Annotated in this window: 13 protein-coding genes and 1 pseudogene; 10 read left to right on the plus strand and 4 right to left on the minus strand. The window is 45.5% G+C overall.

Features of this window, described 5'->3' with window-relative positions:
• Positions 1–3: 3 nt before the first annotated feature.
• Entirely contained in the window at positions 4–360 is a 357-nt protein-coding gene (locus B5J93_RS01570; RefSeq protein WP_079324111.1) for a 2OG-Fe(II) oxygenase, read from the plus strand.
• Between the two features lie 88 nt (positions 361–448).
• On the opposite strand, the gene B5J93_RS01575 is transcribed toward B5J93_RS01570, so the two are convergent.
• The 4 genes from B5J93_RS01575 to B5J93_RS01590 form a co-directional block, all read right to left on the minus strand.
• Entirely contained in the window at positions 449–700 is a 252-nt protein-coding gene (locus tag B5J93_RS01575) for a helix-turn-helix domain-containing protein (protein ID WP_079324112.1), read from the minus strand.
• A 388-nt stretch (positions 701–1088) separates the two neighbouring features.
• Positions 1089–2783 (minus strand): HAMP domain-containing sensor histidine kinase, encoded by a 1695-nt coding sequence (locus B5J93_RS01580; protein WP_079324113.1) that lies wholly within the window; start codon positions 2781–2783, stop codon positions 1089–1091.
• A 125-nt stretch (positions 2784–2908) separates the two neighbouring features.
• Positions 2909–3631, minus strand: coding sequence for a response regulator transcription factor (locus B5J93_RS01585; protein WP_029103939.1), 723 nt, complete (start codon positions 3629–3631; stop codon positions 2909–2911).
• Positions 3632–3862: 231 nt separating this feature from the next.
• Positions 3863–5167, minus strand: coding sequence for an efflux RND transporter periplasmic adaptor subunit (locus B5J93_RS01590; protein ID WP_143823467.1), 1305 nt, complete (start codon positions 5165–5167; stop codon positions 3863–3865).
• A gap of 304 nt (positions 5168–5471) precedes the next feature.
• On the opposite strand from B5J93_RS01590, the gene B5J93_RS01595 reads away from it, so the two are divergent.
• The 9 genes and pseudogenes from B5J93_RS01595 (at position 5472) to B5J93_RS01635 (ending at position 21151) form a co-directional block, all read left to right on the plus strand.
• A complete protein-coding gene (locus B5J93_RS01595; RefSeq protein ID WP_036388546.1) occupies positions 5472–5819 on the plus strand; it encodes a response regulator in 348 nt (115 codons plus the stop codon).
• A 63-nt stretch (positions 5820–5882) separates the two neighbouring features.
• A complete protein-coding gene (locus B5J93_RS01600; protein ID WP_079324115.1) occupies positions 5883–6245 on the plus strand; it encodes a response regulator in 363 nt (120 codons plus the stop codon).
• 3 nt (positions 6246–6248) lie between these two features.
• A complete protein-coding gene (locus tag B5J93_RS01605; RefSeq protein WP_079324116.1) occupies positions 6249–6779 on the plus strand; it encodes a chemotaxis protein CheW in 531 nt (176 codons plus the stop codon).
• 1169 nt (positions 6780–7948) lie between these two features.
• Positions 7949–8980, plus strand: a pseudogene (locus B5J93_RS14340) (methyl-accepting chemotaxis protein); the annotation flags it as partial.
• A gap of 26 nt (positions 8981–9006) precedes the next feature.
• Complete coding sequence (locus B5J93_RS01615; RefSeq protein ID WP_079324117.1) at positions 9007–9900, plus strand: CheR family methyltransferase; 894 nt, start codon at positions 9007–9009, stop codon at positions 9898–9900.
• 110 nt (positions 9901–10010) lie between these two features.
• Positions 10011–18845: an Hpt domain-containing protein gene (locus B5J93_RS01620; RefSeq protein WP_079324118.1), complete on the plus strand. Its 8835-nt coding sequence runs from the start codon at positions 10011–10013 to the stop codon at positions 18843–18845.
• An 11-nt stretch (positions 18846–18856) separates the two neighbouring features.
• Entirely contained in the window at positions 18857–20029 is a 1173-nt protein-coding gene (locus B5J93_RS01625; protein ID WP_079324119.1) for a chemotaxis protein CheB, read from the plus strand.
• 3 nt (positions 20030–20032) lie between these two features.
• Positions 20033–20533 (plus strand): hypothetical protein, encoded by a 501-nt coding sequence (locus B5J93_RS01630; protein ID WP_079324120.1) that lies wholly within the window; start codon positions 20033–20035, stop codon positions 20531–20533.
• A gap of 90 nt (positions 20534–20623) precedes the next feature.
• Positions 20624–21151: a cytochrome b gene (locus B5J93_RS01635; protein WP_079324121.1), complete on the plus strand. Its 528-nt coding sequence runs from the start codon at positions 20624–20626 to the stop codon at positions 21149–21151.
• Positions 21152–21321: the final 170 nt, after the last annotated feature.

A 21321-nucleotide genomic window follows, 5' to 3' on the forward strand; every position in this document is an offset into this window, starting at 1 on the left:
CCGGTGGAAAATGGCGAGGGTTTGCAGGTACTGCGTTATCAAAAAGGCGGAGAATACCGTCCACATTTTGATTATTTTGGTGACAGCGTGGGCGGTCGCAAGCATTTGGAAGTAGGCGGACAGCGTGTCGGCACTTGTGTGATGTATCTGTCGGATGTGCAGGCAGGGGGCGGAACGTCATTTCCCAGTGTGGGTATGGAAGTCAAGCCCAAAAAGGGTGGTGCGGTGTTCTTTGCTGATGTAGACGAGCAGGGGGATGTAGACAAACTGACCTTGCATGCAGGCGTGCCTGTCATTGCAGGTGTGAAATTTATCGCCACCAAATGGGTGCGTGAACGTCCTTACAGACGTGAGAGTTAATGTTTTGGTTTGATGATAAATACCACAAAATCGCCCACAGTCATGTCGGGCGATTTTTTATGCTTGAATATTTTTCAAAAGCGTTTACTTAAAACATCTTTGTTGGGTCTTGCTCTATGAGTAATTTATCCAGCGGAGCTTCTAAGGCGTCGGCAATCTGTCCCATCAGGTCAATGGATACCGCCCGTCCACCATTTTCAATCTCACAGACATAAGTTTTGCTGATGCCTGCCTGAAATGCCAGCTCTTCTTGGGAAAACTCTTTGATACGCCGAAGTTGTCTCATGTTTTGGGCGAAGATTAGGCGGTATAAACGGGGTGTTTGATTGGATTTTTTCATGGGGTTGTTAGGGCGTGCCTACCATTGATAACATTCTTATAAAATAAGATGAAAGTTTAACAGTTTCAATCAATTTTTGCATGAAAAATGGCTAAATCTTGTTTTTCATCGTCAAAAACTTGCTTGATAGAATGACTATCAAGCAAGTTTTTTCCTTGAAAAACGGGCGATTTTTCTCATTTTCATTGCAAATACCAAAGTTTAACACGCCCGATGGAATATGGGGTGCTACACCCAACCAACTTGATATTTACCACGGGTTTGTAGGGGTGTGCTGAGCACACCCTTTGATGATATTACTATACAAGGCGTGCTCAGCACGCCCCTACGTCCACACATCATTGTATTTGTAGTAATTTTAAAGCTTCTTGGGTGTATATGATTGGCATTAACCATCCTGATTTATCGGCAACACCACCAAAAAGCGAGTTTTGCCCTGCCATGTGTCGGTGCTAATATGTCCGCCATGGGCTTCGGCAATTTGGGCGACCAGCGACAGCCCAAGTCCTGAACCTTTTTTCTCTTGTTTGAGCCGTACAAAGGGACTAAATATATCTTCACGCTTATCCACAGGAATGCCCGAGCCTTGGTCGATGATTGCCAGTACGGCATAGTGGCTTTTTTTGCCATCATCTTTGTCTTTGTTGCGAGAGAGTAGTTTAAAGAAGGCACGGGTATGCTTCTCTAATGGCGTATCTTGGGTGGTTTGCGTTTGCTCTTTGCTGTCGCTATCTTCTTTATTGTCTATTTGTTCGGTTTGTTTTGGCAAGTCATCATTGATATTAAGATGGCTTGCCAACTCATCATGGTCACTGCCGTGGGCGGTTGTGATGTCATGAGTGGCAGGCGTGTTCATGTGGTCATCGTCTTTGCCAAGGTCGATGAGTGCTTTGGGGATAAAGCCTGCTTCTGCCAGACTGGGCGAGCCATAGACATAGACTTCCACAGGGGGTGTGCCATGAATGAGAGCGTTATTGATGAGATTACGCACCAAATGCGTCAGCAGTTTGGGCTGTGCCATCATCGTCACAGGCTCAGCAAAGAGTGTTGCTTCGGTATAGTGTTGGCATTCGCTTTTGATAAGCTCTACCAAATCCACGCTTTCATTGGCTTGTAGGGCATGACCTGCGTCCAGACGACTCACCAAGAGAATGCTCTCAACCAAATCATTAAGCCCTGTTAAGTCACGATTGATGGCATTGGCACGCTTGTCAAACTTGGCTTTGTCGGCAGGGTCGAGCTTTTGGGTGAGCATGTCCATCATCTCAATCTGCAAGCGAATGCGAGTAATCGGCGTTCTAAACTCATGACTGGCGTGGGCGAGCAGTAGGCTGTTGGCATTGATGAGTCGCTCTATCTTCTCGGCAGATTGGTTAAAGCCATAGGCGAGCATGGCAATCTCATCATTGCCCGTCTGATTGACCCGCACACTAAAATCACCATCACCCATTTTTGCCATCTTGCGACTCATCTGATTGAGTCGCCACGTCATGTTATGGGCAATGCCCCACAGCACCGCCGTCATGATAAGAATGAGCAAAAACGTGCCAGTAAAGAAGTTAAACATGCCCAAAAACGGACGTTCCTTGGGTGGTTTTCGGCTCTCATACCACACCGAGTAACCCGAGCTGGTCTTTAAGATGACATGATGTGGCTCTTTGCCTGATAGGGTGGGCAACGTCTCGGCAAGCCATGACGGCGTGGGAGGCAGACGTTCGGGCAGTTCGGTGTCTTCGGTCTGCAAAATAAGCCTGCGACTGGGGTCGTAGAGTCCGATTTTGGCGTTTAGGCTTTCATCAAAAATATCAAAGCTTTTTTTGACCACGGCAAGGATAAAACGGGCTTGCAAGCGGTTATTGTCTTTGCTTAGCTTATCGACTTCGACCAAAAAAGGGTCGATTTGCCCCACGATTTGCCCTGCGATGACTTTGGATTTCATGCTGTCGGAGTTGTTATGGACAAGCTGGGCAAGCAAAATCATGGCAATGGCAAAGGCAATAATCGCCAAAAACACGCTGATAAACAGCCGTGCAAACAGCGAGCGAAAACCAAAGCTGGGCGGTGGGTTGTTTCTGTGGGGCATGGATAGTAGCAGGTGGATTTAAAATAAAATGGCAGTCTAACAGGGTATTGGTTTGGCTGGTGTATTTGCTAAACCGCCATAAAAAATAAACATCCAATCCCATAAGAATTGAATGTTTGGTAAGATTATACTTGGTCAGTGGCGAACTGATAACCCACGCCACGCACGGTAATGATACGTTTGGGCTGACGGGGATTGTCTTCAATCAAGGCTCTAAGGCGTGAGATATGCACGTCAATGGCACGGTCGATGTTCTCGGAACTGTCATCGTTCGGCATGGCTTGCCAGAGCTGTTCACGGTTTAGCACTTTGCCAGCATGGGTGGCAAAGTAGTGCAGGAGCTGGAATTGGTGCGTGGTCAGACGGACGATTTTATCATCAATGGTCACTTCATGACTGTCGGGGAATACGGTCAGTCGCCCAAAGGTCAGACTGCCTGAATTGGTGTCGGCTTGGTTGGGGGTCTCATGACGGCGTAGCACCGCACGGATGCGAGCGAGCAGTTCACGGGGCTCGAACGGTTTGGCGATGTAGTCGTCCGCCCCCATCTCTAAGCCCAGCACACGGTCGGTGGTGTCGCCCTTGGCGGTGAGCATGACGATTGGCACTTTATTAATCATCACATTCTTGGAGGCTCGCACCTTTTGACAGACCTGCATGCCGTCCATGTCAGGGAGCATTAGGTCAAGCACGATAAGGTTAATATCACGCTCTTTGGCTTCTAGTAGGTCAAGCCCTTCTTGGGCGGTGGGGGCGTGATGAACTTCATAATAGTTCATGGACAGATAGTCGCTGATAAGCTCTGCCAAATCTGGGTCGTCTTCGATGAGTAGGATTTGCTTGGTCATGGTCATGCCTTATGTCAAATAGTATTTAAATTGTCTTTTATAAAAAACCCAAAAATAAGGGCGAAAAAATCATGGCTATATCTTGCCAATATTTATTCACTTTGGCAAGGGGTAAATTGTTATTTAATTAAAATGACGGGGTGTATTTTAGCCGATTTTGCCTACATTTACCCACTCTTTGTAACTATTGTTACAGATGATTGTGAGATTGGGGGGATAATAGCCTATGGGTTATTTTAAACGTACTCGTCCGCCATGAGCCTGTTTGGGCAAATCGGCAAGAACGACCAAACCATCTAAGGCAATGCCTGCGATGAGATATTGGTCGCTTTCGGGTTGGTATTCGATGACGACGATTTTGGATAGAGCCAAGCGTTCATCTTGTCCCACTGTCCATAGCCATGCAGGGCGGGGTGTGGCAGGGCGATAGGGTGGCTTGGTCAGCTCGGACAAATCCATGGGGTTTAGCTCATCATCAAAAATGGCAAAAGCAGGCACGAGTACACCCACATCGATTTGTCCATAATTGACATAACCGCCGACCCGTTCGCCAAGCGTGAGTTGGGCTTTTTTGACTTGTTCGGGCGTAATGGCGACGTGGATTTCCATCATGCCACGCACTTTGGGGTTGGGGGTAATCTCTTGTATCTGACCGCCAAAACTTCGCCCATCTTCGGTGTCAAAACTCACCCCGTCACCGATGGCAAGATAGTCGGCAAAGTCGGCAGGCAAGGGGCTAATAAACTTAATAAACCGCTCATCAGAGACGATAAGCACAGGCGTGGTCTTGGGGTGGGTTTTGTCTTTATCATTGATGAATATCGCATCTACCTTGCCTGTCATCGGACTTTTGACATCAAAGGGGGTTTTGGTGATGATGGGGGCTATTGGTATTTCATCATCGGTGTCATCCGTCTGCTCTTGGGGGCTGATTTTGCCTGTGTTTTTAGAGTGGTCTTTTGATTTTTCGGATGTTTTTGTATTTTCTGCTTTGTTTGTGTTTTGCTTGTCGGTGACGGCATTGTCAGCAGGCTTGTCAGTATCATCGCTTTTGTTGTCATCTAGGCTGTCATTGGAGATGTTATCGGGATTGTCGGCAAAAGTGACGGTTTCTTGATAAAACTTGCCCACGATGTCGCCCACCTTGACTGTATCGCCCACTTTGACGAGCATGCGGTCAAGTTTGCCATCTTGGGGTAGGGGGATGGTTGTCTGCTTGTGGGGGATGATGACCCCTTCTAGGCGAAAGGCAGGCTGATAACGTTCGGATTTGATTGTCATGACATGAGCGGTGGCAAGGGTGACGTTGTCGCCATTGATGGTGATTTTGGCGTTATCAGCATCGGTGGGCGGACGCACAGCCATGTTGCCATGCACCAGCCCATCTCGCTCGTGCTTGTCATCAAAGCTCTCCAAATCGGTCAGTTTGGCATCAGGCACAGGCTCGCAGGCACTCACCAACAAGGACAGTGTCACAAGGGCGGACAGAGACCGCCAAGATGACTGGCAGGACAATGAGCAAAAAGGTAAGTTCATAATAACAAGACAATAAAAACAGGTCGCTAAAAATACCTTGCTATCGTATCATATTTTTAGCCCATAAATACTTTGTTTTATCAAAAAAGAGTGGAAAATTTGCCTTATTTGTGCTAAAAAGTAAAGTAGGTTTTTACTAACTAAAATATTTGTCAAAATTTAACCAAATCTTATTAACGTTTAGTTTTATCAATTAATGATAGGACTTAATATTTGATAGATGAGCTGATTTTGACTTTCTAATTTACAATCCATTTCCAAACAAAAGGATAATCCCGTGAGTGAATTTGCTGGTCTTAAAGTCATGATTATTGACGACTCAAAAACCATCCGTCGTACCGCCGAAGCCCTACTCCAAAAAGAAGGCTGTGAAGTGATTACTGCTGTTGATGGCTTTGATGCTTTATCAAAAATCGTTGAGACTAACCCTGACATCATCTTTGTGGACATTATGATGCCACGCCTTGATGGGTATCAAACCTGCTCAATGATTAAAAATCACCCAGAATACGCCCAAAAACCTGTCATTATGCTATCGTCCAAAGATGGTCTGTTTGACAAAGCTCGTGGACGTATCGTGGGCTCAAACGAGTATTTGACCAAACCATTTAGTAAAGAAGACTTGTTTGCGACCATCAGTCGCTTTCGCTAGTCGGCTCTCTTGACTTCTTGATGATTAGTTAGAAGTTAAATTCATTTAATCTAGGAGACAGACATGGCAAAAGTGTTAGTTGTGGATGATTCGCCCACAGAGATATTGCGATTTCGTGAAATTTTGGTCAAAAATGGCTTTGAGATGTTTGAGGCTTACAATGGCGAAGATGGCTGTGCCAAAGCGATTGAAGTCATGCCCGATGTGGTGCTTATGGACATCGTCATGCCTGAGATGAACGGCTTTCAAGCAACCCGTAAAATCACCCGTGAGCCAAAGACTGCCCACATTCCTGTGGTTATTGTCAGCACCAAAAACCAAGAGACAGACCGTGTGTGGGGCAAGCGTCAAGGGGCAAAAGAGTACCTAACCAAGCCCATTACCGAAGAAGAGTTAATCAGAGTCATTCACTCTGTATTGGAGTAAGTCGTGGCGTCGTCTGGTTTTATTGAGTTATTGCGTCTTGCCGACCTTGCCAAGGCTCGGGCGACAGGGCGACATGACTCGGATTATACACAGTGGATTGGTATTGCCTTTGAAGTGGGCGGACAAGAATTTGTCGCCCCCATGGGTGAGGTGTCTGAGATTTTGGCAATGCCTGAGCTTACCCCCATTCCCTTAACCAAGCCGTGGCTACTCGGTGTGGCGAACGTGCGTGGACGATTGTTGCCACTGGCAGATTTGGCGAAGTTTTTGCACATTGACAGTCACGAACGCCTAAAAAATAAAAAGGTGATGGTGATTGACCAGGACGGGGTATTCTCGGGTATTTTGGTTGACCAAGTCACAGGCATGGTGCAGTTTTCGGGTTTGGATTATAAAGACATGCCCCTGCCCGAATCATCGCCCTTTGCCCCGTACAATCACGGTAAGTTTAGCAAAGAGGGTAAAGACTGGTACGTGGTCATGCCATCATTACTGTTTAGCGACAGTGAATATCTAAATGCAGCGATAAGCTGATGAATTGCCATGATAGGCATGGTAAAAATACAATCATAAAATGTATGCGTGATGAACTCATCGTACGCCAATAAACTCATTAATGAACGAAAAGCGGGCAAAGTGGTCTGGCTCGATTTTTTAAAGGATAAGCAAAAATGAATGATGTGAGCAAAGTCTCAGAGCAGTCTTTAGTGGTTGCATCCGCCAATGCATCAGAGAAAAAGTGGTGGACACTACTGATTATCTCTGGGTTTATCGCCATGTTTAGCTTGGTATATTTGGCATATTCACTGTTGAAAGTTACCGATTATTTGGCGGATGTCAATCAGCTTGAGGTGAGTGCCGCTAATATCGTCAAAGATGTTAATGACGCCATGTTCTCACGTGATTTCGAGGTCAGTAAAGCTGCCTATGCTAAGTTATCTGATGATGTGCAGAATTATGACTCATCATTGTCACGCTTGCAAAGCAATAAGATGATTGGTAATGCAGGGATTATCAATGCTATTGCCAACGATTGGCAAGCCAAAAAGGGTAGTGTGGACTATGTTGTTGAGCATCAAAATGATGTCAATGCCTTGCAAGACCTGCAAAAACAAGTCCAAGATGCCGCTCGCCAAATGCAAGAGCAGTATGCGGGCGTCACTGAACAGGCAGTGCGTGTGGGCATGCCAGCGACTGCTGTCAAAGAGATCCAAGAGCAGATGCTTCGTCTTGAGCGCATCAACGAAGAGATGGTGGCATTAACCACCAGTACAGGTACAAGCACCGATGATTTTAAAGAAGAGGTGGCAAGATTTGCTCAAACACTTGCTAATCAAAAAGCCTCTTTTGGTCAAGCCGCCCCTGCCTTGCAGAATATTGATGGTACTTATAAGCAAATGGTTGAGCCAGTGATTACCCAACTGACTGACCTTAGTAATCCCGCCATCAAATCACGTGAATCAGCCCAAGCACTGACCGACCTTGCCACCAAAACCCAAGAGCATCTAGCGAATATTGATAGAGGTATTATCAATCAAAAAGGTGTGCTCATCCCTGCACTACTGTTGCTGCTTAGTAGCTTGGCATTGGCATTTGCTCTGTACAACTTGCTACGCCAAAGAAGTAACCAAGAGCTGTATGTCAGTGAAAAAGAAAACATGCGTCAACGCCAAGAGATGGAAGTTGAAGCAGAGCGAGCCCGTAAAATCCAGGAAGAAAACGAACGCTCGCAAATGGCAATTTTGCGACTGCTTGATGAATTGGGCGATTTGGCAGAAGGTGACTTGACAGTTAATGCCACCGTATCAGAAGACTTTACGGGGGCGATTGCCGATTCAGTAAACTTCGCCATTGACCAGCTACGTCAGCTGGTACTCGCCATTAACACCACCGCCGACCGAGTTGCCCAGTCATCACAACAAACGCAGATGACCGCGGTAGAGCTTGCCGAAGCATCCGAACACCAAGCCCAAGAGATTGCTGGTGTGTCTGCCGCGATTAATGAGATGGCAGTGTCGATTGACCAAGTATCTGCTAACGCCTCAGAATCTGCCTCAGTTGCACAGCGTTCGGTAGTCATCGCCCAAAACGGTGTGGACGTGGTACAACGCTCTATTGAGGGCATGAACACCATTCGTAACCAGATTCAAGAAACCTCTAAGCGTATTAAACGCCTGGGTGAATCATCACAAGAGATTGGTGACATCGTTGGTCTGATTAACGACATTGCTGACCAAACCAACATCCTTGCTTTGAACGCTGCCATTCAGGCATCGATGGCAGGTGAAGCAGGTCGTGGTTTTGCGGTTGTTGCCGACGAGGTACAGCGACTGGCGGAGCGTTCTGCTGCGGCGACCCGTCAGATTGAAACACTGGTTAAGACCATTCAGGCGGATACCAACGAAGCGGTGTCGTCCATGGAATCAACCACCGCAGAAGTTGTTAAGGGTGCAAAACTTGCCAAAGACGCAGGTGAGGCACTAGAAGAAGTGCAAACTGTATCAAATACGTTGGCAGACTTGATTCAAAACATCTCGAACGCTGCCCGTCAGCAAGCCACCTCCGCAGGTCATATTTCCAGCACGATGAACATCATTCAGGACATTACTTCGCAAACCTCCTCGGGTACGATGGCTACCGCTCGTTCGGTGGGTCGCCTCAATGAGATGGCGGCAGCACTTCAAGAGTCAGTATCTGGCTTTAAGCTGTCTAACGATGATGTTTTTGCTGATTAATTTGCCATCCGCGGCAGGAGAATAATGTGGTAAATTTGTCTCTGTGGCAGACGTATGTTGAACAGATATGTGGGTTTGTCTTGCCATTAGTGCAATGTAATTGGTTAACTCATGCTGTTGCTGTCACTGCTGAAAATCATGGCATGAGTGATGTTGATTTGTATCATGCTTTAATACAGGAAAAAGACGAAAGGGTGAGAGATGGGGAGTGTATCAATCGGTTGCCCCCACTTACTCAGTCGCTATTAAATAACTTACTAATTGCTGAGAGTCGTTTTTTTCGACATGAACCATCCATGATGTTTATTGGGGATGTTTATAAAACCGAGATAGAACACCATCGTCGACTAAAAGCACGTGGTGAAATTAGTGAATTGCCAAATTTTTCTGTATGGAGTGTGGGTTGCTCTACAGGACAGGAGGTGTATTCACTTGCCATGACATTGACTTTGATTTTTAGACAGCATGCAAATCCTTTGCCGTTTAACATATATGGTTCCGACCTAAGTGAACGTTCCTTGGGGATTGCACGCACTGCTGAATATTCAGAGCGTCAGATTGCTGAAATCCCTACACATTATCGCCCACAAGTTAAGCCTATGGCAAATGAAGGTGCATTTGACCATCAAAGAATGTGGCATATTGACGACAAGACGTATAAGCATACCGAGTTTTTTTGGCACAACATTTTTACGAAAGAACCAGTGAATTTAGCTAAGCAACAAGTGATTATTTGCCAAAATGTGCTGATATACTTTAGAAAATTTGACCAACGTGATATTTTGGCATATTTTGTGCAGAATCTAGCTGTTGGTGGGTATTTGGTGCTTGCTCCGAATGAAGCCATGTTTTGGCACCATCCTAAGATGAAACGAATAGAAGATGGGCAAATAAATGCTTGGTACAAGATTAGTGATTAACTGCCTGCTGAGCGAAAATAAGACAACTTGATGTTGTGCACATATATGTAATATACCAAAGCGAATAACAATTGGCGTAAGCCATTAAAGTATTGATTTAGGATAGAAAGATGACCAAGCAGTCCAATGAATTAGTGGCATTAGAATGGTTGATTGAGCCACTAAACAAAGAGCTTGATGATTTGCATGCCTATGGAGCAACGTCGGTTTCTGACCTGTTGTTACATTTTTCTCGCGAATACAATTCGTTGAGTAACGTTTTGTTGATGGCAAATTTACCCGAGTTTAATAAGTTGGCTCGAGTCATTAGTGAGGCATCTCATTATTTTGCTACTTTGGAGAAAGCAGGTGCATTTGCCCCAAAAATCATCTACGCCAGTCGCTTGTTGCAACATGAGATTAATCGCTACGCCACAATAGGGTTTGTACGTCGATCAATGTTAAATACTCGCACTTGCTATCTTGGTCTTGTTTATGCCCATGTAGGTGGTAATGCTGACAAGCAAGGAATTTTGCAGTCTGCTGTCGGTAAAAGCTTTAGTGGGCAGGTAAATCTTGCAATATCAGCCGTTAGATTTCTTGATGATAAAAGCTATCAGGAGATTCATCAGGCTTGGAAAGTGCTTGCAGGTCAGCTTATTCAAAGCGGTGTTAATGGCGATCAATTAACTAAGTTGCGTAATGTTAGTACACACTTAGCAAGTGCCACCAATGAAATTACTTTACAAAAATTATGGTTATTAACTGCTTTATGGCTTGAGAATATCGCCTTAAATGGTGAACCTTTGCCTCATTATTATGCTCATATATTAGGAGAGCTTGATCGGGTTATTGTGTTTCAAAAAACAGGATTGGCGTTAGAATTAGAAGCAAGCATTTGGATGGAAAGCTTGATTGTGGACATGTATGTCATGCTTGCAAGCCTGAACATTCAAAACGAATCTGCTCAGAATCTCTTTAAGCATCTTAATGATATTTTAGAAGATGACCAAACCTTTTTTCCTCATATTTTAACAACCATTGAGGGTTTGGTATTTGCTTTGGCAGATAATAAAATCCAAATAGATACTTTGTATGCCTTGCAAGAACAACTGTCAGGACGTGGTTGGTCGTTCTATGCTCGTTATGTAGAGCAAATCATCAGTGATGCAAACACCGCCCAAAGCAGTGATGAGATGTTTGCTCAGATGCAATGGCAACTTAATACCCAACTTCAAGATTTATACACTGCCATTGCCAGTACTGCTGAGGTGATTAACGCTAAGGAAAATCAATACGACACAAGCGTGATGACGGGTGAGCGTGATGTGTTGCGTGAAGTGCGTATTTTGATGGAAGAGATTAAAGATAGATTTGCAGTTTACTTGCAAGATAAACAGGTAAACCATCTGCCTTCAATCAAGCACTTTGAGTCGCTGATTAAGAATTTTAATGACATGGGGCTGTTTGATGCAGCAGGTGTTGCTACAAAACTCTTGACCGTGTTTGAAAAGTTGCAGGTTCAAGCCCTCGCACATATTAGTTGGCAATTGGCACATAAAGTGGCTGAGAGCTTATCGCTTTTTGAGATGTTCCTTGATAATTTGGCTCAGCAAGTTCTTGACCATGCATTATTAACTCGTACTGAGGAATGTATTGATGGTGTGGCGACATTGTTAGATGGTGTTAGCGATGGGGATGAGCTTGCTCAGATTGAAAGCGAACGCCAGTCCGCCAATCGTTATAATATTTTGTATGATGATATGGGCGAGCATGACCCAGTGCTCGTAAATGACGTGCAGGATGTACCATCTATTTTTGATGAGCCACTGTCCTTTGTACAAACAGGCCAAATGGTTGATAGTCTAGATGATTCGTTTATGGATACATCAGAAGGTGCTAACGAAGAACAGTTAACACCGATTAATCTTGACGATGCCCAAATATTTGGACAGGCAGACCAGTCATTTGAGATGACGGAAGAACAGATTGATTCAATCGCAGATGATGGTCATTTAAGCGAGTTGCCCTCATCTGGCTTTGACGATCAAAATAAAGTAAATGAAAGTGATTCCTCCGAACCCAGTCTAAACATCTTTGAAGATGTACACAGTGATGATAAGGTGCTAGAAGTCTCTAATGATGATTGGGGGGATGATGTATTATTTGAAGATTTTGATGCTGATGTCACAGTAAATGAAATGGTTGTAAGCCATGATGTTGAATTGCAGATCATTGATTCACAAGATGAGATGAATGATGCCTCTGTCGACGTCTTGGAAGTGGCACTGGATGAGTCGCAAAATGTAGATGCTGACTGTTTGACTGGTGATATTCTCAAGTCTCAAGGATATGACATTCAGATACTGGATCAATCTATTGGGCTTGATGAGGTTTCGGTATTGTCGGAATTAAATGCTGATAATACCAATGAGGATATCAACCCTAAAGAAGGGACAGTGTCTGATAATATTGGGCAGTCTGACGACGATGAATCTATTTTTGATGATGTATTCGCATCATCCTTCAATATGTCATTAAATGAGGTTGATAAACCTGCCAATCAAGTTGGGGGTGAAAGTCAAAATGATGACTTGGATGATTGGTTTGATGATAGCTTAGTGTTTGATGATAATTTTGGTATTGATGACATCAAACAATCGACTCAGGAATCTCATGCACAGCCGTTGATGGCAGAGACATCAGACGAAGATGACATGCTTATCTTTGATGATGGGCTGACATTGGATGATGAAATTGTTCATAAAAATGAAGTCGTCATTGAATCCACCATTGACATAGAGATGGCAGATGAGACAATCAGCGAGCAGTTGGTGGCTCATGAGGTGGCGGTTGATGATTTGGCAGTGGTATTAGATGGTGATGCTATCGATAACCCACTTAGTGATGACCAAATTGAGTTGGATTTATCAGGCGAGGACATTAGCCTTGATTGGGCTGATGATAAAGATAATGAGCTGACGGTGGATGAGTTGCCCCAAGAGACGGAATCAGAGCAATCTGACGATGGGCTGTTGGTGGCGGTTGACGAAGAGATTCGCCTGTCTGATTATGTTGATGAGGGTACAGTAGATAACGTCATACCAAGCCTTGATAGTAGCGAATTGTTGTCTGATGCGTCAGATGTGCCAGACGAGTTAACTGATACTGCAACGGATGTAGATATTTTTGATGAAAGTATTGTATTCGATGATGCCCCTAATGACACGGCAGACGATGTAGAGGTTGAGACAGTAGAATCTGAGTTGGCTGATGATGTTGTGATGTCAGATGACGCCATTTTGGCAGATGAAGTTGAGCTGGGCGAAGTTGAACCAGGCATGGATGAGCCAATCCCAGAGAGCCAAGCAGACGAGACGGCAGAAGAGCTGATGTTTGCCGATGAAGAAAACATCTTGATTGGCGATGATGAAGACTTGATGGTCAGTGATGATGATGCAGAGATTGAGAGCGGGTTGCATGGCGATACCGATACCGATGAGATTTTAATTGGTGAAGATGATGAGATTATCTTTGATGATGACCCAGAAGATGTGGATGTCGCCTTAGAAGCTGAGTCAGAAGTGTCAAGCAAGACACAAGCAGATGAGTATGCGGAGCAGTCGGAGACTCAAATGTCTGAGTCATCGGCTGATGATGCTACCGAACATAATATCCAAGATAGTCAAGATGATGACAATGCCCGAGACATTAGTGAGGTTTATCTAACTGCCAAAGCAAGCCTAAAAGAAGATGATTTTAGCCATGATGAAGAATTCCGTGAGATTTTCATTGAAGAAGTCGATGAAGTCATGGAAGAGATGCACACGCACCTACCAAAATGGCAAGCTGACCCCCAAAATCTCAAACCTTTAAAAGACATTCGCCGTAATTGGCACACGCTCAAAGGCTCAGGGCGTATGGTTGGGGCGTTTCAAGTGGGTGAGACTGCTTGGGCGATTGAAAATATGCTCAACCGTGTCCTGGACGAGACGGTCAAAGTTAGCCCTGATGTGGTTGCCATCGTCAGTGAGACTGCCGAAATTATCCCTGTTATGGTGCAGGACTTTGCAAACAGTCAGCCCCCCAGCGTGGATAATGCACTGGTGGTCATGCGTGCCAATAATATTTTGGCAGGCAGACCCATGGATGAGGGTAAGCCCGAACCAGCAGGTGAGAGTATAGAAGATGGTATACAAGACGAACCACTAGTAGAGACAGACGAGTTGGTCAGTGATGATGTGGCAGATGACAACATCATGATTGGCGAGGATGACGATGAGCCTATTGGTGATGAGTTGGCAGATGCTGATGAAATCGAAAGTGTTTCTAAGGAGATTGTTGGGGCTGGTATTGCCAATGATGAGCAAGACCAAACAGCGGACATGCCTGCGGTGCTATTGCCATTTATCGAGACTGCCAAAGCGACCACGCATGAATCGATGGAGGTGGATGAAGACATCCGTGAGATTTACATCGAAGAGGCGGGCGAGGTTCTAGAAACCATCATTCCACTGTTTGATAAATATCAAAATAATCCAAATAAAACTGTATTGACCGACATTCGCCGTGGTTTTCATACATTAAAAGGCTCAGGACGCATGGTTGGAGCGTATGAGCTTGGCGAGCTTGCTTGGTCTATTGAAAACATGCTAAACCGTGTGTTGGATGAGACTGTACCCATGGATGGTGGCATGCAAGCATTCATTGGTGATGTACTGGCTGAGTTCGGCTCACTGGTGGCAATCTTTGAATCTAAATCTGAAGATTACCCTGCCAAGATTAAACTGTGGGAGGCGATCGCTCATGCTTATAGTAAGGGGCATGGCAAGGAGTTTGATTATCGTGCGTTGAACCTAGCCGATGATATCACTGACAGTGCTACAGAAAGTTTGGTGATTGATGATATGGGTGGCATGGACATTGGTAATGATGTTGATGAACAAGTAGAAGAGCCAAGCCCAAGCCATGGCGATGATGTCCAAGCTGTCACTGCATCAGATGATGAGGCGGAGCTTGAACGGGCAGAAATGGATGATGTTCAAAATAATGTAGAAGATGTAGAAGATGTAGAAGATGTAGAAATAGAAGAGACTGCTAACAAAACCACAAATGAAGCCCTAAGCTTGGTGGAGCAGGCGGGACAGTTAATGTCTAGTACTGTGCCAAGTAGCCCTGCTGATGATGAAGAGGACATGCTGTGTCAAATCTTTATCGAAGAGGCGCGAGAGTTATTGGCAGATGTATCGGCATTCTTAGGTGCTCACGAGCAAGATGGCGAGGTTGCTGTTGATAATGACGTGGTCCGTGCGTTTCATACCTTGCGTGGGGCATCGGGGCTTGCCCCATTGGTAGCGGTTGGCGAGGTTGGTGCGATTATTGAGAGTGGACTGCAAAGCCTGCAACATCATGACGCACCCATGGGCAATAAACATAAGCAAGCCCTTAAAGATGCCGTCATACTGATAGAAACGCATTTGGATGCTTATAACAATACTAATAGTGAAGCATCCAGTCAAGCGGCGTTAAATGAATTGGATGGCGATCGCCAAGAGATTGAACAGCTAATGGCGGGCGACATTGATGTTTATCATGTTGAGAGCTTGATTGAAGGTATTGATGACCTGTTGGATGCAGAGCTTGAGCTTGAAAGTATGAGTGCCAAAGAGGCGGGCGTTATCAGTGATTATGCCAAGACTCAGCTGGCTCAGATTGACATGCTCTCGGCACGTACCCATGATTTGCCCAAATTCCAAAGTCTGCTTGCATCCCTAAAATCCGCTTATGAACTCATGGCAGAGCATACCGAGCAAGCCAAAGACGATACATTCATTGACGCTCTGCTTGCAGTACATCATGAGCTGATTGGTTTGTTTGATGCCATGGCAGGTAGCATGGCACTAACTGTGGATAAAGCAATTTTAAACACGTTAAATGGCATTACCTTGGAGCGTGAGAGTTATTACCAAGAACTTGGTAGTACATTAAAAGAGCAGTCTAAAAAAGAGCAATCCAAAACCCAAGAAGAAACCACACAAGTCATTGCTGAACATGATGCAGGGAAAGAGATTTCCCCTGTTCGTCTTGAATCAATTGGCACTGATGATGAACTGCTTGAAATCTTCTTAGAAGAGGCATTAGAGCTTGATGCGGAGGTGACAGAAGTTTTTGGACAATGGCGCGAAGACAAAGACAACCTTGATTATCTTAAAACCTTGCAACGTCACTTACATACCATCAAAGGTGGGGCGAGATTGGCGGGGATTAGCAGTATCGGTGATTTGACCCATGAAGCAGAGAGCGTGTATGAGCGCTTTACTAATAAGCAAATGACGGTCACTGACCCATGGGTGCGTACCATGCAACGGGTGCAGGATGTCCTATCTTTGCAGTTGGATGCGGTTAAAAATACCAAACTGTCTTTCTTTGCGGACAACACCATTGCTGATTTGCAAGCTTCCCTGTCAGCAGGAGAAGTGCCAGAAGGGGTGATGATTGCTATCCCTATCCTAGAAAGCAAAAAAGAAGAGGTTGCCCCCGTTTCTGTCCAACCCACCACATCTGAGCTTGACGAGGGGGTAAGATACGAGAGCTTGATTGAGGACTCTTGGCAGGGCAACTTACCTGACAAAGATATCTTAGGTGTATTCTTAGAAGAAGCTAAAGATTTGGCTGAGAGTAGTAGTGAGGACTTTGCGGCATTCCGTCATAACACCTCGGACGTGGCAAGTTTGCAAGCGTTGCAACGCAAGCTACACACCATCAAGGGTGGAGCCAGAATGGTGTCTGCCAATGGCGTGGCTGACCTTGCTCACGAGATGGAAACGGTGTATGAGGATTTGGGTAACCGCCGTCTGCCTGCAACACGTATGGTAGCAAATCTACTCTTTGCCTGTCATGACTGGATTACTGCAGCAGTCGGGCTTTTGGAGAATAATTATAACTCGCCACGTCCAACACCACTGATTGATGCTTTGCATCGCTTTATCAAAAAGCCTGACAGCTTAAATGAAGTGCCAACAGTATCACTTGAAAAAGAAATTGACTTTATCAATGAATACCAAGCGTTCTTGCTGGCATCCAAAAATACGCGTGACATCAGTCGAATGCCGCCGATGAAAGGTGTGTTTGGCGAGAGTGTTGATAGCAGTAATAATAATGAGATGATTCGTATCTCAGCCTCACTGCTTGAACGTATGATTAACTTGTCAGGTGAGGCGGCGATTAACCGTGCTCGTATTGACATGAACCTTGCCAGTATCACAGGCAGTATCGAAGAGATGGGCATGACGGTTCAGCGTCTGTTTGACCAGCTACGTCGTATGGATATTGAGCTTGAAGAGCAGATTTTGGCACAAATTGATGATGATACATTTGATGAAGATTTTGACCCCTTGGAGATGGACCAATATTCATCACTAAATCAGCTATCCAAGTCGCTCTCGGAGTCGGCATCGGACTTGCTAGACATTAAGGCGACCATGCTTGATAAGACCCGTGATGGTGAGAATTTGCTATTGCAACTGTCACGTACCCAAGCGGACTTACAAGACAGCCTGATGAACTCGCGGATGGTGCCATTTTCACGCTTAACCCCACGCCTCCAACGCATTGTACGTCAAACCGCAAGCGAGCTTGGTAAGAACGTTGAGCTGACAGTGGTTAATGCTGATGATGAGATGGATAGAAGTATTCTTGACCGTATCACGTCACCGCTTGAACACATGCTTCGTAATGCTGTTGACCATGGTGTTGAGATTCCAACCAAGCGTAGTGAGCTTGGCAAACCATTGATGGGGCGTATCACGTTAGAAGTGCTACGTGAGGGTGGTGAGATGGTTATCTTGCTGTCCGATGATGGGGCAGGCGTGAACGTAGAGGCGGTACGTAATAAAGCCATCAGTCAAGGGCTTATCCATCCTGATGAACAGCTCTCTGATAATGATATCATGCAGTATATCTTTAATGCAGGCCTGTCCACAACCAGTAAAGTAACCCAAATTTCAGGTCGTGGCGTGGGTATGGACGTGGTGCGTACCGAGATTCGTCAGTTGGGTGGTTCAGTATCGGTTGAGTCAAAGCTTGGTGAGGGCTCTCGTTTTATCATACGGGTGCCACTCACTGTTGCCATGTCTGATGCACTGATTGTGCGTGTGGCTGACCGTCAGTATGCCATTCCACTGGTGCAGATTGAGCGTGTGGTGCAGATGAATGCTAGCGAACTGCTTGCTTATCATCAGTCGGGCGACAATACCATTAGGATTGACAACAAAAACTACCGCCTGCGTTATTTGAACGAAATCTTAACAGGCAATTATTTTAATGAGATTATCTCAGGTACGACCCTGCCTGTGATTATCATCAAGACCCAAACAGGTCAGGCACTTGCCTTGCAGGTGGATGAAATCGTCGGTTCCCGTATTGAGATTGTAGTCAAGCCATTGGGGCGTCAGCTGTCTAATCTGTCGGGTATTTCAGCGGCGACCATCATGGGTGATGGTTCGGTCATGCTTATTCTTGACCTATTGGCACTCATGCGTACGGCTCAGACCAGACGAGAGGTGGAGGTGGTAGAGCCTGAATCAAGTCGTCGCCGTCTCATCATGGTAGTGGATGACTCAGTGACGGTGCGTAAAGTTACATCACGCTTCTTGGAGCGTCAAGGCTTTGAGGCGATCGTTGCCAAAGACGGTGTGGATGCCATTGAGATTTTACAAGATGCCATGCCTGATTTAATGCTACTTGACATTGAAATGCCACGTATGGATGGCTTTGAGGTTGCCACCCAGGTGCGTCACAGTCCTCGTTTGAGTCATTTGCCGATTATCATGATTACCTCTCGCACCGGTGAAAAACACCGTGAGCGTGCTTTTGAGATTGGTGTCAATGACTACATGGGCAAGCCTTTCCAAGAGGTAGAGCTGTTAGAGCGTATTGGCAATCTGCTTAATATTAAAGCCAGCTAAGTGATGAGATAATGGAAAACGACAATCATGGCAATCATACTGACACATCAAGGGCAATACCCCTAAGTGTGGCAGCGCAGTATTGGCATGATAAAATTCAAGCCCATAAATCTAAAAAGCAGTCTGCTCACGTTGAGGTGGGCAAAGTTTTTGATGGGCTTGAAGAGCGGGTTGCGAAGACTGTCTCTAAAAATCACAACTTTAACCCCAAGGATACTAAGGTTATCGTCGTCAGTGATAATCGTAGCCAGCGGCTTGCCTTTGATGATGGACTGCGTAATGTTGGCTTTGATGTCATTGGTTGTTTTAGCACCGAACAGCTTGATGTGATGGCAAAGTCTAAACTGCCTAAAGACATGGTGTGGTTGGTTGATCCGCCGTTATCAGACAGCCTGCAAGCCTTGATTGATACTTATGAGCCACGTCTGGTGTTGGTGGGTTTTCAAGAGGCTCCTAACCCTAAGCATGATGAGAATTACCAAAGATGGCAACGCTCGCTACTGCGTCGGCTGTGTGATTCGCTTGGCGTGTCTGCCATCAAGTTTCTTGCCAAAAAAAGCCATTCATGCACCCGCCCAACCACTCGCCCGTGGCGATATGTGTTGTTTTTGGGGGCATCCATGGGCGGGCCAGATGCTTTAAAGGTATTTTTGGATAATCTCTCACCTGAGTTGCCGCTTGCCGTTTTAATTGCGCATCATTTTGATAAAGAGATGATTCATGGTCTGCCAAAGATACTCACTCGCAATAATGACTGGCGATGTCGGGTAATTGGCATCAGTCAGCGATTACAAACGGGGACTTGCTTGATTGCCCCGATTGAGCAACAAATCGTCTGTGACAGCGAAGGGCGAGTGATTTTACTCGATAAGCCGTGGGAGGGGGAATATCAGCCGAGTATCAACCAGCTCCTTAAAAACACCAGTGAAGTATACGGAAGTGAACTGATTGGTATTATTTTTTCGGGCATGGGTAACGACGGTTCGGCACATCTTGCTCAAATTGCCCAAAACAAAAGTCACCTATGGGCACAAAGCCCTGAGAGTAGTGGTTGCCCCAGTCAGCCCCAAGCGATGATTGATTCGGGGTTTTGCCAGTTTATGGGCACACCTTTGGAGTTGGCAGGGCGTATTACGCACATGCTTCGAGGGTTTAAATATACTGTTAATGCTAATTTGGAATAGACAATGAAGAAAATCCAAAAACACCAATTCGAACCTGTCAGCTTACTCACCGCTGAGCATGGTACATTAGAAGTGACCGCCATCCCTGCCATCGGTCAGCCTGATTGGCTGGTGCCAACCACCCTTATCATAAGCGTGGACGAATACCATGAGCGAATCTGGACATATCTGTGGCGAGGTCAAGAGGTCTCGGTGTATCATCTGATTCCCAAAGACATCGAAGTGGACAAGCTCGTCATCTTAGAAGGTAACTCGGACGTACACCGTTTGGCATTACAAACCGCAGGCGAGCTAACCACCAAACGTGTGCGAATCTCAGATGTGAGAGACGTTACGCTAAGTGAGGAAGAGCTTGCCAATATTCAGTTGTCCACCCCAAGCTTGGCACATCGTGAAGAAGGTCAGGACAACTACCTTTATCAGGCGGTACTGCTTGACAATGAGATATATGTCGTGCCTGATTTGGACTTAATCGCTCACCGTTTGGTGGATTTGGACGGCTGATTTACCAAAAAACTACTTTTATTCCCTACTTCTTACCAAAAACTTCGTTATAATAAAAGGAAGTTTTTTATTTTATTTAGGGGAAATGCCATGACCACGCCAGCCACGAGCCAGCCGACACGCCACACTGACAAATACAGCCTTCCCACTCGCATTTTTCATTGGATAGGGGCGTTACTCATCATCGTGGCATTTGTGATCATTAATATAGGCGATGAGTATATCAGTCTGCACAAATCCATCGGGGCGAGCTTTTTTATTTGGACGGTTTTGCGTATCATTAACCGCTTTGTCGTCAAAGCCCCACCGCACCCGCCCATGCCAAAATGGCAAACGGCGATAGCTCATCTGACCCATCTAGGCTTGTATGTTGCCATGCTTGCCATGCCTATTACAGGCATGCTCATGAGTATGTATGGCGGTCGTGGTGTGAGCGTGTTTGGGCTGTTTAGTTTGCCAAGCGTGGTGGGTATTGACAGAGAGATGGCAAAGGTGATGAACGGACTGCACACAGGGGCGGTGTTTTATGTGTTGGTGTTTCTGGTCATCGCCCACGTTGGTGGGGCGTTGTATCATCAGTTTGTGATGAAAGATAATTTGATAAGTCGCATGAAGTAAAGTGTCAATGCAATGGCAGAAAACCCCAACATTTGTTTGGGGTTTTACTGTTTATAAACAATGCAAAAATATTTCAATCACGAACTTTGTAAGACTTTATCGCCAAACATAAAGAATACCAATCCTGCAAGCATGACTCCAAGCCCGATGTATTTATACCAACCGAACCC

Origin of the sequence: Moraxella equi, from assembly GCF_002027555.1 — a bacterium.
Classification (GTDB): Bacteria; Pseudomonadota; Gammaproteobacteria; order Pseudomonadales; family Moraxellaceae; genus Moraxella; species Moraxella equi.

Excerpts from the sequence above, each read along its gene's own strand:
- B5J93_RS01575 (WP_079324112.1), bottom strand. The coding sequence starts at position 700 with ATGAAAAAATCCAATCAAACACCCCGTTTATACCGCCTAATCTTCGCC.
- B5J93_RS01580 (WP_079324113.1), bottom strand. The coding sequence starts at position 2,783 with ATGCCCCACAGAAACAACCCACCGCCCAGCTTTGGTTTTCGCTCGCTG.
- B5J93_RS01585 (WP_029103939.1), bottom strand. The coding sequence starts at position 3,631 with ATGACCAAGCAAATCCTACTCATCGAAGACGACCCAGATTTGGCAGAG.
- B5J93_RS01590 (WP_143823467.1), bottom strand. The coding sequence starts at position 5,167 with ATGAACTTACCTTTTTGCTCATTGTCCTGCCAGTCATCTTGGCGGTCT.
- B5J93_RS01595 (WP_036388546.1), top strand. The coding sequence starts at position 5,472 with ATGATTATTGACGACTCAAAAACCATCCGTCGTACCGCCGAAGCCCTA.
- B5J93_RS01600 (WP_079324115.1), top strand. The coding sequence starts at position 5,883 with ATGGCAAAAGTGTTAGTTGTGGATGATTCGCCCACAGAGATATTGCGA.
- B5J93_RS01620 (WP_079324118.1), top strand. The coding sequence starts at position 10,011 with ATGACCAAGCAGTCCAATGAATTAGTGGCATTAGAATGGTTGATTGAG.
- B5J93_RS01625 (WP_079324119.1), top strand. The coding sequence starts at position 18,857 with ATGGAAAACGACAATCATGGCAATCATACTGACACATCAAGGGCAATA.
- B5J93_RS01630 (WP_079324120.1), top strand. The coding sequence starts at position 20,033 with ATGAAGAAAATCCAAAAACACCAATTCGAACCTGTCAGCTTACTCACC.
- B5J93_RS01635 (WP_079324121.1), top strand. The coding sequence starts at position 20,624 with ATGACCACGCCAGCCACGAGCCAGCCGACACGCCACACTGACAAATAC.